General features: G+C 53.0%; 10 protein-coding genes. 6 read left to right on the forward strand and 4 right to left on the reverse strand.

The annotated features are described in order from the left end of the window. Positions 1-19: 19 nt before the first annotated feature. From SKTS_RS07345 to SKTS_RS18755, 4 genes are all read right to left on the reverse strand, one after another. Positions 20-2,428 carry a VanZ family protein gene (locus SKTS_RS07345; protein ID WP_173062524.1) on the reverse strand — a complete coding sequence of 803 codons (2,409 nt, stop codon included), beginning with the start codon at positions 2,426-2,428 and terminating at the stop codon, positions 20-22. A gap of 111 nt (positions 2,429-2,539) precedes the next feature. Further along, entirely contained in the window at positions 2,540-5,323 is a 2,784-nt protein-coding gene (gene prsT / locus SKTS_RS07350) for an XrtA/PEP-CTERM system TPR-repeat protein PrsT (protein WP_173062527.1), read from the reverse strand. Between the two features lie 396 nt (positions 5,324-5,719). Beyond that, positions 5,720-6,481 carry a THxN family PEP-CTERM protein gene (locus SKTS_RS07355; RefSeq protein ID WP_173062530.1) on the reverse strand — a complete coding sequence of 254 codons (762 nt, stop codon included), beginning with the start codon at positions 6,479-6,481 and terminating at the stop codon, positions 5,720-5,722. A 303-nt stretch (positions 6,482-6,784) separates the two neighbouring features. Beyond that, positions 6,785-7,543 carry a THxN family PEP-CTERM protein gene (locus tag SKTS_RS18755; RefSeq protein ID WP_188200241.1) on the reverse strand — a complete coding sequence of 253 codons (759 nt, stop codon included), beginning with the start codon at positions 7,541-7,543 and terminating at the stop codon, positions 6,785-6,787. Positions 7,544-8,270: 727 nt separating this feature from the next. On the opposite strand from SKTS_RS18755, the gene SKTS_RS07365 reads away from it, so the two are divergent. From SKTS_RS07365 to SKTS_RS07390, 6 genes are all read left to right on the forward strand, one after another. Continuing rightward, positions 8,271-9,038, forward strand: coding sequence for a PEP-CTERM/exosortase system-associated acyltransferase (locus SKTS_RS07365; RefSeq protein ID WP_173062533.1), 768 nt, complete (start codon positions 8,271-8,273; stop codon positions 9,036-9,038). A gap of 160 nt (positions 9,039-9,198) precedes the next feature. Next, positions 9,199-10,620: a phenylacetate--CoA ligase family protein gene (locus SKTS_RS07370; RefSeq protein ID WP_173062536.1), complete on the forward strand. Its 1,422-nt coding sequence runs from the start codon at positions 9,199-9,201 to the stop codon at positions 10,618-10,620. A gap of 112 nt (positions 10,621-10,732) precedes the next feature. Continuing rightward, a complete protein-coding gene (locus tag SKTS_RS07375) occupies positions 10,733-11,506 on the forward strand; it encodes a PEP-CTERM/exosortase system-associated acyltransferase (RefSeq protein WP_173062539.1) in 774 nt (257 codons plus the stop codon). Between the two features lie 173 nt (positions 11,507-11,679). Then, complete coding sequence (galE, locus tag SKTS_RS07380; protein ID WP_173062542.1) at positions 11,680-12,684, forward strand: UDP-glucose 4-epimerase GalE; 1,005 nt, start codon at positions 11,680-11,682, stop codon at positions 12,682-12,684. A gap of 214 nt (positions 12,685-12,898) precedes the next feature. Continuing rightward, the gene (locus tag SKTS_RS07385; RefSeq protein ID WP_173062545.1) at positions 12,899-13,864 is read left to right on the forward strand and encodes a polysaccharide deacetylase family protein; all 966 of its coding nucleotides are present in this window, start codon (positions 12,899-12,901) and stop codon (positions 13,862-13,864) included. Between the two features lie 113 nt (positions 13,865-13,977). Next, on the forward strand, positions 13,978-15,120 hold the full coding sequence (locus SKTS_RS07390; protein WP_173062548.1) for a sugar-transfer associated ATP-grasp domain-containing protein: 1,143 nt from the start codon (positions 13,978-13,980) through the stop codon (positions 15,118-15,120). The last annotated feature ends 54 nt before the right edge of the window (positions 15,121-15,174 follow it).

Consider the following 15,174-nt stretch of genomic DNA (forward strand, 5'->3'; position numbering starts at 1 on the left):
GCTGCAGAAATTTCCCGAATTAAGTGCCTCTCGGGCCAAGCCGTCTTTCCTGTTTTGGCGCAGCGGGTTTGGTTCGGCTTGCGTTCGATAAAACAATGTGGCCGAGAAATGGTGCTTGGCTTGCGGCAATGGCGAAGAGCAATATTCCATGCGCGAAGCCATAGCGCAGCAGGAGTTCAGTGGGCGCTGCATAGTGCGCTCGATCCTGGCTCAAAAGAAATTGAAAAGCGGAAAAAACCTGGCCATATTTGATGATGTAGGGCTCAAACCCTGCGTGCAGAGCGAAATAGGTCAAAGGAAACGAGGTTGCGCCCCATAGCAGCCCCCGCATGGCTCCCACGCGCATGCCGGATCCCAGCGCGCAGGCAAGTTGAGCGCCTGCCAGAGCCAGCATGAACACACCGGCGGCTACCCACATGAATGCCATGGGCGCTCCGCCCCCGACAAGAAGCTCGACAAGGTTGTCAGTTGCCGCTTCCTTGATTACGACAACATATATAACAGGCAGCAAGGCCAGCGTGGCGACCGCCCAAACCCGGAGAAAACCACCGGCCCTGGGCAACCTGGTCCGCACGGAAATCAAGACAGCGCCGAATGAAACCACTGACCAGAGGGTAAACAGACTAAGGAAGCGACCGATCGATTCCCATTCCCAAGGCCAATCAAGAATCGGCGTTCCGACGATTTTATGAATCATTTCAAGCGGTGCTGAAATTCGGAACAGAATCCAGGCGCCGATCCCGTGGATCAGCAGCAATGGCAGCATGCGGGTCGGTCGGTGTGAGCCTGTTGCAAGATGCATGGCCGCCCAGGCCGGGAAGCCGAGTAGCCACGCAATCGCGCAAGCGAGGGCCAGTGCAGACACGACGGGATGCTCTGCTGCGATCAGCTTGCGCACGTTGTAGGGCACCGTGGGGATAAACTTCGCAGCCAGCAGCAATAACGCAAGCATAAGCACAAGGCCACCCGCAAACAGCCAAGGATTTTTGCGCGGCGGCGCAGTTACATGCGCAGGTCGGATGTGGCGCATGGACAGAATTCGCCATGCGAGCGCAGCCCCCGCCCAACCTCCGGCCATTTCCAGGGCACAGTCGGTCAGGTCTGAGAATTTGCCGGGCAGGAATAACTGCCCCACCTCCACTGAGGCGGCAACAATTGCCACACCGGCCAGTACAGCAATTTTCCTGAGTAAGGGCGGGGCTGTGCGAACTTTTGCCCCAAGCAGAACGAACAGCATACCCAGCGGAAAGAAGAAACCCACCTTGTGAAATACTTCCGTTATTGCCCGGTATTCGGTGCCGAAATAATAGATGGCAAAGGGCACCCGGGTCGTGATCTCGTCGATGCGGCTGCGTAAAAAAGCGCCATCAGTGCGGAAATCGAAGGGGAACCAGAACACCACAAAGATCAGTGCTAACCAGAGGAGCGTGCCAGCGACAAGTCCGCCCGTATTTGCCCCCGTTTCTGGCTGCTCCGCGTCAGGCTGCTCTGGTCGCCATCGCAGTGCCAACCATATACCGATTGCTGAGCCGATGCCGGCGGTAAAAATGTCTGTCGTATCGGTGACACGGGTGTACACGAAAATCTGGAGAAATTCGATCAAGGCTGCTGCGGAAGTCAGCTTGAGCCAGATTTGCGTTGTTTTGTGCCTGGAGCAAAGGCCAGCCAGCAATCCGGCGGGAATCCATATCAAGACATCCGTGAGATAGCCATAAAGCCGTGGTACGAGCTCGGTCTGCCCACTAATGAAAGGGATGAGGAAAATTCGCCCTGCATGCCACTTGTGATAGATTTCTGCCGGGCTGATGGTCAAATCCAGCGGAAGGAGGTTGTAACCGAACAACAGAAACAGGTAACCATAGAGCAGCCGTTGAGCAAATCCCATTGGCCCTTCCGCGGCACGCCAGCCCAAATACCACCGGGTCACAGATGCGCCGACAAGCCACCAAAGAAAGACACCTACAGTGGCGCCGATGGTTTCCGCGTAAATGTCATTCAGTGAAACAGTGCGTGGGGGAAAGAATATCTGAACAAATTCGATTGCCACGCTCAGGCTGACGCACGTTAAAAGCACGAATAATGTTGCCACGATGCGCCAGACAATGCTTTTTGCGTGCCAAAAGACGCCTAACCACAAAAATGCCAGAGGTACGAACAGCAGAATGTTGGCGACCCAGTCGGCACGGGATCCGATACCCAGATTCAGGTAGCGAATGTTGCTAAATAGGGCCCATGCTTCTTCCCAGGCATGCCGTTGGAAATGCAGCGGAACCAGGCTGCCGTAAATGACGAAGACGGTAAACATAAACGCGAAGGGCAGCAGGAAGCGGCGTGCTTCTGTGCTTTCCCCGTCGCGAGGACCGGACCTGCGACGGCGCTGCGTCGACTGGCCAGAAAGTGGCTGATGGGTGACCGGCAGCTCAGGCACGACGGTCATCCGGGTGCGGGTGGCAGGTTTTTGTCATTGTTTTCGGTCATGCCTGAGCGCCCAGCTGGGGTGGGCTTAACCTATGCGAATTCCAGCTGTCGCCCGGCTTTGCTATAACTGCTTCAATAAGGCTTTTGCCTCCGCAATCTGGGAAAAAGTTTTCCCGGAGGCCAGAAGTTGTTCCAGTTCCTTGCGTGCCTTGGCCTTGTCGCCGGACTTTACCAGGGCAAGCACGAAATGGTAGCGGATATCCGCCGCTTCCGGTGCGAGAGTGCTTGCCTTTTGCAGGTTCGGAAGTCCATGCGTTGTGTCGCCTTGTTCCACCATAATCCAACCCAGCGTATCCAGTATCGCCGGGTTGTTGGGTGCCAACTGGTCCGCCTTCTTGGCGTATTCCAGAGCCCGGGAATCTTTTTCCTGCTGGTAGAGCCAAGCCAGGTTGTTCAGTGCCGGGACATAGTTCGGGTTCTGCTGCAGTACAGTCTGATATTGATCGATGGCTGCCTTGTTTTCCTTGTTGGCGAGATAAATTCCTGCTCGGTACATGCGGGTCGTAATATCGCCAGGATGGTCTTTCAGCCATTGGGTCAGGCGTACGTCAGCTTCCTTGCCTTTGCCAGCCTGTGTGAGGGACGCATGCAGTTTCATCATGAGAGGGCCGGTCTTGCCAATTGTGAACGCTCGTTCATAGGCATTCGCGGCAAGATCCGGTTTTTTTTGCGTCATCAGCAAGTTACCTTCCAGCTCATAACCTACTGGGGATTTCCCGTTTTTCTTCTGGATCTGCTTGGCAATTTCGAGTGCCTGGTCGTGATTCCCTTGGCTGCCCACTAGAGTCGCCAAGGCCAACTGTGCATCGAGAAAATCAGGTTGTATTACCAGCGCTTTTTTCAGGGCGTTCAATGCCTCGGTCTGGTTCTGCATTGCCATGTGAATGGCGGCGATGCGGAACTGGGCCTGGGCGGAATCCGGTTTCAAGGCAGCGAGCCTGGTGTACGTTTCCAGTGCGCGCGTCTTATCACCGCTGGCGAATTGTGCCTGTGCCAGAATGTCCAGAACTTCTGCGCTGCTGGGGTTGGAACCCTCAAGTTTTTTTGCAAGCGTCAGCGCCTTCTGTTTATCTCCTATGCGCAAATAATGGGCGGCAAGCACCATGGCCGGTTTTAATGCGTCGGGGTTTTCCTTGCTGGCGTTTTCCAGCCAGGCCGTGGCTTCCTTGATTTGTCCTTGGGAAAGCGCAAGCTGGGCCAGTGCAGTCATTATCTCAACATTTTTTTTGTCTTTTTCGAGGATTGCCTCTAGGCGCTTTTTGGCGGCCTCAGGTTTCTTTTCCTGCAGATCGAGCTGTACCAGGTTCATCACTGCCGGGTAATAGGCGGGCCGGATGGAAAGCGCTTTTTCGAAACTTGCGCGAGCATTAACGAAATCTTTCATGCCTATATAGGCCGCACCTTTCAGATTACAGGCCAAGGGATTGTCAGGCTGTTCCTTTTCCATTGTTTTTGCGGCATTGAGCGCCTTATCGTATTCCTTGAGTCGAAGATGGGTCATCACCAGGAAAACGCTGGCCTTGGGTGATTTGGTATCCAATTCCACCGCTGCTTCCATTTCGGCGACAGCACGGTCGTTTTCGCCTAGAGCAAGCTTGCTCAAGCCCAATGCAGAATGGAGTTGTGCCGATTTCGGGGCAAGCGCGCTGGCCTTCGTAAAATAATCAGTCGCTTTGGTGTAGTCCCCTGCCTGCATATACAATTCACCTGCGAGAGCGAACAGTTGCCCATCCTGTTGCTTATCCGTGAGCGCCGGGGACAGTACATCTAATGCATCCTGTGTCTGATGGTCCTTCATCAGGGTGGACGCAAGCAATTTGCGGGCATAAAGATTCCCTGGGTTTACTCCCAGATATTTTTTCAAGTATTGTTCGGCTTGAGGCATCGACCCCAGGGAATATTGCACGGCCCCAGCCAGCAGTATGCTGGGCATGTGTTCTGGTGCGGTGCGCAGGACCTGCTGCAGGGAGTCCAAAGCGGCCGCAGGCTTCCCTTGGCTGAAATCGAGCAGCGCCTGGCTGTAGAATACGATCAGGCTATTGGGGGCCGCCTTGCGTACCACGTCAATGTTGGCCTTGGCTGCGTCGAATTTGCCCGCAGCGATTTCCAGGAAGGCCTTGTTTATATTGGCTGACTTATTGCCTGGTTGTATTTTTAAAACCTGGTCATAGGCTGCGAGGGCTTGCTCAGTTTTCCCTTGTGCGCGCAGCAAGTCGCCTTTGAAAAGCCAGGCATCAGTGTCCTGCGGGTTCTGGCTTACCGCTTGCTCTGAAAATCGCGTTGCGTCTTCAATATTTTTCTCTGTGAGCGAATACTTGGCCATACCGATAAGTGCATCAGGGTGTCCGGGCTTGTTCTTCAGCGCTTGCTCAAATGATTCCCTGGCTTCCTTGGTCTTGCCCAAAGCCAAATATGCATTGCCACGCAAGCTAGAAATTTCAGCCGAAGCCTTTTCTCCTGAGATCTGTTTTGTTTCATCCAGAACGCTCTGGAACCGACCCTCGGCGAGCAGGGTTTTCCCCAGGTCAGGCACCACCACGGCAGGACTCATGCCCAGCTTCAAAGCCCTGCGGAGTTCATTCTCGGCCGATTTGTGGTCCTCTGTTTTGACGTACATTACGCCCAGGAGATAGCGTGCTTTTGCATCATCCGGGTTCTTTTGCAAGGCATTCTTGAGCTGGATAATGGCGGCCTTGAGATCGCCTTTTTGCTGAAGCTGCTCGGCATCGGCAACCAGAGTCTGGGCGGTCTGCGTCTTGCCGCAGGAAGTGAGACCACCCATGAACAGGGCCGCGCCAAACAGAATGAAGGTGGTTTTCATCAGGTTGTTTCTGGAATTAGGCATGCTTTTCTCTCCTAATGTCGGGGGAATCGGTTGTCACCATGGTTTCAACTGCTGGGATGAATAGCAGATTAGATAGTTCCCGAACGCACTGGACTGCCGTTCCATCATGATTTCATGGCTATATCGGGAAAGAATTTTGTGTTCAATTCAACCGGAAGGCACTCTGCATGTTCATATCATATTGGAATACGAACTATATTCTTACTATTGAATTTTGTCTCAGTTTCGTAAAAGCCGTGGCGTTGATATTCCTTGGCGCAGTGCATTCATTACTTGCCTAGAGGCCATGAGATGGATCGGTGCTGTGAATAATAAAGTGATTCCGGGGAGGTACGGACGAGTGGGCGGGCTATAAAAAAAGCGGCCCGCAGGCCGCTTTTCCATAAGCAGTTATGACTAGTCGTTCCTGCGTCGTTTGGCAAAAGCGAGTCCAAGAAGACCCAGTCCCATCAATGCCAGTGTTGCAGGCTCTGGAATCTGACGGACCAAGGCTTGCACGTTCAGGTGGCTTGATGTGCCTTCGGCCGTATAGACAGTGCTTCCAACCATTACCGCGTTGACTAAATTCCCCAGGCGAAAATCTGCCATCCAGTGACTGCCATCGTTCGCAGCAAATCCGATGCTGCTAAGACCAATAGACGTAAAGGTGAAATGATCGTTACAGAGAGGGCCGATGAGATTGGGATTGCACGGATTCGCATTTGGCGTCTCGACGAATGAAAGTCTGATCGGGTCATCACTGTCCAGCCTTACGGATGAGCCGCCGTTGCTATCCGTGATGATGAGCCGTCCCCAAACATCCTGGGGCCCCCAACTGAACGCGTTAGGGATAGCGATATTGTTATGCGTCAATGTTGAAATGGTTGTCCATGTGTTTTCAGGTAAGGCGGCAGGGCCCGTTACTGTGGAGAGAACTAGTGAACTTTGAGGGGTTGAATTAGCAACCCAGCTCATCTTGCCATAGACTGGAGCTACAGCGGGAATAAGACTGGCGGCCCCGACAGTCTGGTTGGAATAAACGGCGCCAGCCACCATGTTCGTGAAACCGCCATATTCAGTGAATGTAAAGATGGGTGCTGCGCTGGCCTGCATGGCAAAGCCCGAAGTTATCGCAAATAAACCCGCAGCCAAGGCCTTCTGCAGTGTCTTGAGTTTCATTAATTCTTCCTCTTAATTAAGTTTCGCTAAATTTGCCAGCGAAAGGGAAACGGTTTGTTTCCCCATTTACTTTTGGTCTTTATACGATTGGCAATAAAGCAAATTGTGTACCAGACTACGTATATTTATGTATATAAAAGATATATTTGTCGTTTATGGGTTTTTTATGTGGGCGGAAAGGCATGGCAAGGCGGAAAGTGTAAAAAAATCCGACAGGTAGTTAGGGGGGCGAGCGCGGGGAGGCTACAAAAAAAGGCGGCCCGTAGGCCGCCTTTCCATCAGCAGGAGACGACTTTAAGTCGCTTAGCTGTTCCTGCGCCGTTTGGCGAAACCGAGGCCAAGCAGACCCAGACCCATCAATGTCAGGGTTGCAGGCTCTGGAACCTGACGGACCATGGCCTGCACGTCGAGATGACTTGAATTGGCTTCAGCTGTATAGACGGTGCTGGAAATTAGCACCGCATTGACCAAATTCGCCAGGCGGAAGTCTGCTATCCAGTGAGATCCATCGTTCGCAGCAAATCCCAGGCTGTTAAGACCATTAGCTGTAAATGTGAAGTGGTCATCGCAGGTAGAACCGTTGGGGTTTGGCGAGGGGCATGGAGCCTGATTTGGTGTCTCGACGAAAGAGAGCGTGATGGCGTCATCGCTGTCCAGCCTTACTGATGGCCCGCCGTTGCTATCCGTGATGATAAAACGACCCCAGACATCCTGCCCACTCCAGTTGAACGCACTTGGGATAACGATATTGTTATGCGTCAATGTTGAAATGGTCGTCCATGTGTTTTCAGGCAAAGCGGCAGGACCCGTTACTGTCGAGAGGACCAGTGAACTTTGAGGCGTTTGACCTGCAACCCAGCTCATCGTGTTATAGACTGTAGTGGGATGGCTGAGCGGGTCGTTTACCGCACCAGAATAAACTACACCAGCAGGAACGTCCGGCGAGAAACCACCGTATTCAGTGAATGAAAAGATCGGTGCTGCACTAGCCTGCATTGCATAGCCAGAGGTCATTGCAAGCACACCTGCTACCAAGGCTTTTTGAAGTGTCTTGAGTTTCATGTTCCTTCTCCTAAAAATTTAGTTCGCCAAGTTTTCTAACGAAAGTGCAGCGGTCTGTAACGCACTTGCCTTCTGCTTACGATTGCAACTAAAGCAACTGGTATGCCACGCTGTGTAATATGCTGTATTTAAACAACATGACTGTTTTCGATATTTCTGTTGTTATGCGGCGTGTAAGAAAAGTCGACGGATTTTTGATGGAATTTATGTCTTTGGTATGTCGCAAACTGTGCTCTGCGCATGGGGAACTAGAAAAGCTTGGTGGAACAAATAATGCATGTCCACACGGAAGGTTATTCCGAAGTGGGAAGTGTAAGTAAATTCGACAGGCTATGCGGGGCGCAAAAGATATTTGCCCGTGTGAATTGTATTGTCGCGTTGACCGAACTCTACTGCGGCGAGTTTTGTTTCCGTGGTTGTATAGCGCGTCCAGACTCGCTTTTGCAAGCAAGGTGGAGACCAGGGAGACGCAATGGAGAAGTTGCAGTAAAAAGAAAATGCCTAATTAAATTGCTGTCATCTATCCACAAGGATCGTCGCGCTACAATGGAAGGCTAAGAGATTGGACTCACTTTTCGTCCAACTCGCCACACTTTGCATCAGCGTTGTGGTTTTCTGCGAAGGTATTCTCTTGAGATGGACATGATGCGAGTTGTCGATAAACATGTATCTTTCGATATAACTCATATAACGTATAGCAAATAAATCGGCAAAGCGAAGACACTAAATGGTCAATAGCGAAGCGGTCCACCAATCGCACTTCGATTTCTCGGTGATCGATAATGCCGCTAACCTGCGCGACAGTTATGCGTTGCGCTATGAGGTTTATTGCCACGAGAGGGGCTTTTTGGTGCCCGAAAATTACCCCTCAAGATTGGAAACGGATTACTTCGATCAACATTCCATTCACGTGGGCGGGGTCAACAAGGAAGGGATGCTGGTGGGTACGTTGCGGCTGGTGCTGCCGTCTCCGCTTGGTTTTCCCTTGTTCGAGCATTGCGAGCTATTTCCTGAATACCAGTACCTCGCCGACCCTGACCGGCAGGATCAATTTTACGCGGCTGAGATTTCCAGGCTGGCGGTTTCAAAATCGTACCGGCGGCGAAAAAATGACGGCCTCTATGATCTTGCAAGCGAGGAAGATGGTGGTGCTTTCGAGCGCAACGGCAATGAGGTGGCGCATCAACGGCACAGACCGGAAATAATATTGGGCCTGTACAAGGCCATGTATCAGGCCAGCAAGCGACAGGGCGTTACTCATTGGTTTGCGGCGATGGAGAAAACGCTCCTGAGGCTGCTGCGACGTTACAATTTCGACTTCAAGCCTATTGGCCCGGAGTTGGATTACTACGGCCCAGTCATACCGTACCTCGCCGCGATTTCCGATATTGAAGCGGGTGTCCGCCAGCGATGCCCGGATATGCTCGAGGAGTTTGTTCAGGGGCTTGAGCCCGAACTGGTTCCGGCGATCGCCAGAGAAAAAGTGGATAAATGATCAGTTTCTAACCTGGGTGTTGCCTAACTGGCGCGAACATTCACTGCGCATCCACAATGTCTCCAGCGCAACGAATGGGGGGGGCGAATGTTGTGGAATTCACGCCCGACGTGTGATCATTACCCAACAAAATGAAATAACGAGCTAAACGGCGCGAACGATGACTTGGCACAAGAAAATTCTGCGGCGGGTAATGCTTGCCCTACTGGCCAGGTCGAGCCCTGAAACATTGCTGCGCCAGGGCGAGGAAAAAGTTTTGCGCGCATTCCGCCGAGCGGCATCGAATGTGTCTGCATACCGGGAGATTCTGGCCGAGCATGGCGTCGATCCTCGCGATATTCACTCAATAGCCGATTTTCAGTCGCGTTGCCCCCCGCTGAACAAAACCAATACCTTCGCCCGTTTCCGCCTGGCTGAACTGTGCGTGGCAAGTGCGCTGAATGACTTGGCCGGAGTGCTGACGAGTTCCGGACACGGCGCACGCTTCGGTTACGGCCTCAGTACCCGCGCTCAGGCTAAATATGCCGGCGATGCGATTGATCTGGGCCTTGAATACGCATTTCAGGTAGACAGCAAGAAGACCCTGCTTATCAATTGCCTGCCCATGGGCGTGCGCTTCTCGTCGAACAGCGTGACCGTGGCGGAAACCAGCGTGCGCGAGGACATGGCGGTATCCCTTGCTACCGAGATTGGGCCGTTTTTTGAACAGATCATCTTCGTCGGCGACCCCTTGTTCTTCAAACTGGTCACGGATTATGCGCGGGGCAAAGGCGTCGACTGGGGAAAACAGCGGGTGCACCTGATTATCGGCGAGGAAACGTTCGGCGAACATTACCGGGACTATCTTGCCGATCACTTTCATCTCAATGCTGACGACCCGGCGGGTGGCATGATCGGTTCCTCCATGGGTGTGGGCGAACTCGGTTTGAATCTCTTTTACGAAACACCTCAAACCATCGGGCTGCGCCGCCTTGCGCATGCAAATCCAGAGTTCTTCACAGCGCTGTTCGGCCTCTTGCCGGAAGCGGCGCCGCTGCCGATGCTTTTTGTCTACAATCCGCTGCGTTGCCACGTCGAGACTGTCGGCACTGATGACATGGGATATGGAGAACTGACCGTGTCCATGAATGATCTTGAGACCCCCCTGCCGCTGTTGCGTTATCAGACTGGGGACATCGCACGGCTGTTTTCGCCGCAGGACATCGCGCGAGCCTGTGAGAGCACTGGCCTCCCGCCGCCGGGAAAATTGACGCTTCCGCTTATCGCGCTGAAAGGTCGCGCGAAGGATCGATTGCCTGACGGAAGCCATGTCGGGCAATACAAGGATGCACTTTATGCACAAAGAGATGTTGCAGACAGGCTGACCGGGGCGTTCCGCCTGGAATATGAAGAGGGTCAGATGGTGATTCATGTTCAACTGAGGCGCGGCATTCAGGACGCGGACGACTTGCAGGAACGCCTTGCTGCCGAGTTTCCCGGGTCCGTTTCATTCGAGCAGGTCAGAGTCTGGTCGTATGAGCAGTTTCCTTACGGAATGACTCTGGATTACGAGCGCAAGTTCAACTATTACTCCCCGCCCTGACTGGGTCAGGAGGCTGGGTCAATCATGATTTGATCGCTTGCGCCGAGCATGATAGTCGGATATTCTGAAATTCACAGCGATGTAATGATGGATGGCTGGGAGATTAAAGAATATGCAGAATTCCGAAGCATCCCCAAGTGATGCGCCCCAATCCTATTTCGATTTCTGCGTCATCGACCATACCCGTTATCTGCAGGACAGTTACGGGTTGCGCTACGAAGTTTACTGCAACGAACAGCAGTTCCTCTCTCCCGAAAACTATCCATCCAGGCTGGAAATCGATCCTTACGATGACCATGCCATTCATGTCGGAGCGATCAACCGGGAAGGGGTGCTGGTGGGCACGCTTCGGTTGGTATTGCCTTCCGCGCAAGGTTTTCCCTTGCTGGAACACTGTGAGTTGTTTGACGAGTACAAATATCTCGCCGACCCGGCCAACCAGGCGCGAATCGCTTCTGTGGAGATTTCCAGGCTCGCTGTTTCCAAATCGTACCGGCGGCGCGCAAATGACGGTCTCTATGGTCTTTCCGGGACCGAAGACGTGATTGCAACGCTACCGAAGGATAGTGAGACGCCCCGTCGCAGGAGCAGGCCGGAGCTTGTTTTGGGCCTTTACCGGGCGATGTACCAGTTCAGCAAACGCGAAGGAGTTACCCATTGGCTTGCCGCAATGGAAAAAACGCTGCTGAGGCTGCTGCACCGCTACCAGTTCGGCTTCAAGCCCATTGGCCCGGAAATCGACTACTATGGCCCGGTTACGCCATATTTGGCCGAAATCGCGGAGATGGAAGAAGGTATCCGGCGACAGCATCCTGAACTCTTTGCGGAGTTTGCGCAGGGATTGTCCCCGGAACTGCAGCCGATTTGTCCTAAAAACGGCAATTAATTACCGGTTGCAGGAGGCGAAAATGTTCCCGGATTTGGAATTGAGAATATGGCCCGCAAACACAACAAAAATGAACATTGCCATGAAGACAGCTTCGATTTCGGCGGTACGGGTGCGAGCCGCTGTTATTTATGCAATGGTCGCCAGGTGAGGGCTGGTCAGGATTGAGACAGATGGCGAACCTAGAAGAAACAATACTTGTAGTCGGCGGTGCGGGCTATATTGGTTCGCACATGGTCAAAATGCTGCTCGGGCGAGGATATGGCGTAACGACGCTGGACAACCTCTCTAGTGGCCATCGAGATGCAGTGCTGGGCGGTGAGTTTGTTCTTGGCGATCTGGCTGACCGCGCGCTTCTCGACAAGCTGTTCAGAGAACGCAAGATCGGCGCCGTGATGCATTTCGCTTCCTTTATTCAGGTGGGCGAGTCGGTGCAGAACCCTGCCAAATACTATGAAAATAATGTCGTCAATACGCTGAATCTGCTGGATGCGATGGTGGCGCATAACGTCAAGCGTTTCATTTTTTCTTCCAGTGCCGCTGTGTACGGCAATCCCATTGCCGTGCCGATCCCCGAGGATCACCCCAAACTCCCGATCAATCCATACGGCCGTACCAAATGGATGGTGGAGCAGATTCTGGAAGATTACGACCGCGCCTATGGCCTTAAATCAGTGTCGCTGCGCTATTTCAACGCCGCCGGTGCCGACCCCGAAGGGCAGTTGGGTGAACGTCACGAACCCGAAACACATTTGATCCCGCTGATCCTGCGAGCAGCCTCGGGGCGTGCGCCGGACATCAAGGTATTCGGCCGCGATTATGACACCCCGGACGGCACATGCATCCGAGACTATGTGCACATTGTCGATCTGTGTGAGGCGCACCTCTTCGCCATGGAGCGCCTCATGAAAGGCGCGTCCAGCGCCGCCTATAATCTGGGTAATGGCAACGGCTTCTCGGTGGCAGAAGTTATCGCCACAACGGAGCGTGTGACGGCGCGTAAGATTACCGTCATTGATGCAACTCGCCGTGAAGGTGATCCGCCGCGTTTGGTTGCGGATGCATCACGGGCGCGTGCGGAACTCGGATGGCAGCCGCGGTTCGATAGGCTGGACTCAATCATTGAGCATGCGTGGGCGTGGGAATGCAAAAGTGTCACCAGGTTATCGGAAAAATAAGGTGCTCAGATAATCCAAGGTCAAATCCATGGAGCCGACCCAGTACCATGAATGTGCCTCCAACAATGGGAGAGCAGAGGTAACACCCTCTGTCGTTTTCCCAGTTGGCCTACCGCCAAGATAAGGTAAGCGGGGTGCGATAGTTCACTAAGTTATGCACTTGGTGCAACGCCTTGCCTTAGTAAAATATTCAGCTTAACGGACCGGAAGATTAATGCTTGTTAATAGCGCCTATAAATTCATCGGGAATCGGCTTTCGCCGGCGGGCACTCGCGCCCGCTTGAGCATACTCATCTATCACCGCGTGCTTGCGGAGACCGACCCGATCTTTCCAAATGAAGTGACGGCGCAACAATTCGACGCGCAAATGGCGCGCCTCAAGTTGGTGTTCAATGTTTTGCCGCTGCACGAAGCGGTCACTCGATTGAATGCAGGCACGCTACCTGCGCGTTCCGTCTGTATTACCTTCGACGATGGCTACGCGGACAACCTCACGCTCGCCACACCCATCCTGAAAAAACATGGCTTGCATGCTACATTTTTTATCGCTACGGCTTATCTCAACGGTGGCCGCATGTTCAACGACACCGTGATCGAGGCTATTCGCCATAGCAGCAGCGACGGGATCGACCTCAGTGCGCTGGGGCTGGGCCGGCATGACGTGGACAATCCCCAGGCCAAGCGCGACGCCATCAACAAGATATTGCCCAAGGTGAAATACCTGCCGCTGGACCAGCGTGAGGACAAAGTGGCTGAACTGGCACGCATGGTCAGCGACATTCCGTTAGCAAACGACCTGATGATGACCACCGAGCAACTCAAGGCATTGCACGCCGCAGGCATGGGGATCGGCGGCCACACCTCGCGTCATCCGATACTGGCTACTCTCGACGACTCGGCCTTGCACCAGGAAATCGCTGAAGGAAAGGAGTTTCTTGAAACTACCTTGGGCGAAAAAATTGCGCTGTTTGCCTACCCAAACGGCAAACCGGACACGGACTATCTGCCGTGGCAGGTCTCCATCGTGCGCGAGCTTGGTTTCGACGCTGCAGTATCGACCCAACGGGGGGTGTCCACCCAGACAAGCGATCTGTTTCAATTGCCCCGCTTTACGCCATGGCACCTGAACCCCAGCCGTTATGTTCCTGCACTGCTGGACAATCTGCGTCGCTGCGCGTAACGGCCCTGATGAAAAATAGGACTCGTGAACCAGTCGCTCATCCGCTTGTTCGGTAATTCACAGCGGCACCGCATGGCTACAGTGTGCGGTTGCGCACAGACTCTGGAATCAATTTGGATTCAAGCTTCGAGCAGAAAAAACCGGATGCAAGCTACGTGGGAGATGTGATGAAGATGTCTAAGCTTGGAAAGTTACTGAATTATGCGTCTTTGGTAAAAAAACAGACTGGGAAATCATATTTCCAACAGCTGTCAGAAATCGCGCGCTTGTCTTCCCATGAACGTCATCTTGGTATTGAAGAGTATTACGAGCTTGGCGTCTTCGACGACAAAAGTTACTCCGGCCGACAAAAATTTGATTGTGTCGGCTGGAAGGCAAGTTATGAAATCGACAAGAATCTGAACCACGATTACTGGCGAGCTACTGCCAATGACAAAGTTCTTAACTATGCGTTGCTTCAGCATTACGGGTTCCCGATACCTGATACTTTCGCCACCTACTCACCGAACAGGCGCTGTATAGGTAGTGAGCTATCGCTCAATAGCGAAAAGGATCTCGAGGATTTTCTTCTCCATTCCCTCCAGTTTCCTGTATTCATAAAGCCGATACATGGCAGTTTTGGGCGCGGAACATACTCACTCATTTCCTACGATGCCCCGTTAAGGTGTTTCATCGACGTCCGGGGGGAAAAAGTATTTTTTGCCGATCTCTTGGAAAGTTGCCTGACCAGGCAGTATCGCGGGATGTTGTTTCAAAAATGCCTGCAACCTCATGAGGAGGTTCAAGCAATGATTGGCAGCACCACCAGCTGTGTCCGGATCATCGTTGCGATGACGAAAGAGGGACCGAAGATACACATGGCATTCTGGAAGATGGCGCGTGCGCACAACATCACCGACAATTTCTGCATGGGTGAATCCGGAAATCTGCTGGCTTGGGTGAACAAGAATACCGGTTCCATTGAGCGCATTGTGTCTGGCCTGTGGCCAAACGGGACCGAAGTGCCCCGCCACCCGGATACGCAACAGGAGTTGCTCGGCAAAAATCTGCCCGACTGGCAACAGGCAACGAGCATGTGTTTGTCGGCCGCAGTGCATTTCCCCGGCTTGAAATTACAGCACTGGGATATTGCATTCTGCCGCCAGGGGCCTGTGTTAATGGAACTGAATACCGAAGCGGATCTTGGCGTACCGCAATTCCTCGGAAGAACTCCATTCCTTGATGCGACCATCAAAGAATTACTCGTGAACACCTGACGCATCATTCAGGCACGATATTCAGAATTATCTGTGCCATATTGAGAGGGATGA

It is taken from the genome of Sulfurimicrobium lacus, from assembly GCF_011764585.1.
In the GTDB taxonomy this organism is placed as follows: Bacteria; Pseudomonadota; Gammaproteobacteria; order Burkholderiales; family Sulfuricellaceae; genus Sulfurimicrobium; species Sulfurimicrobium lacus.

Coding starts and splice junctions, on each gene's coding strand:
- prsT (WP_173062527.1), bottom strand. CDS start 5,323: ATGCCTAATTCCAGAAACAACCTGATGAAAACCACCTTCATTCTGTTT.
- SKTS_RS07355 (WP_173062530.1), bottom strand. CDS start 6,481: ATGAAACTCAAGACACTGCAGAAGGCCTTGGCTGCGGGTTTATTTGCG.
- SKTS_RS18755 (WP_188200241.1), bottom strand. CDS start 7,543: ATGAAACTCAAGACACTTCAAAAAGCCTTGGTAGCAGGTGTGCTTGCA.
- SKTS_RS07365 (WP_173062533.1), top strand. CDS start 8,271: ATGGTCAATAGCGAAGCGGTCCACCAATCGCACTTCGATTTCTCGGTG.
- SKTS_RS07370 (WP_173062536.1), top strand. CDS start 9,199: ATGACTTGGCACAAGAAAATTCTGCGGCGGGTAATGCTTGCCCTACTG.
- SKTS_RS07375 (WP_173062539.1), top strand. CDS start 10,733: ATGCAGAATTCCGAAGCATCCCCAAGTGATGCGCCCCAATCCTATTTC.
- galE (WP_173062542.1), top strand. CDS start 11,680: ATGGCGAACCTAGAAGAAACAATACTTGTAGTCGGCGGTGCGGGCTAT.
- SKTS_RS07385 (WP_173062545.1), top strand. CDS start 12,899: ATGCTTGTTAATAGCGCCTATAAATTCATCGGGAATCGGCTTTCGCCG.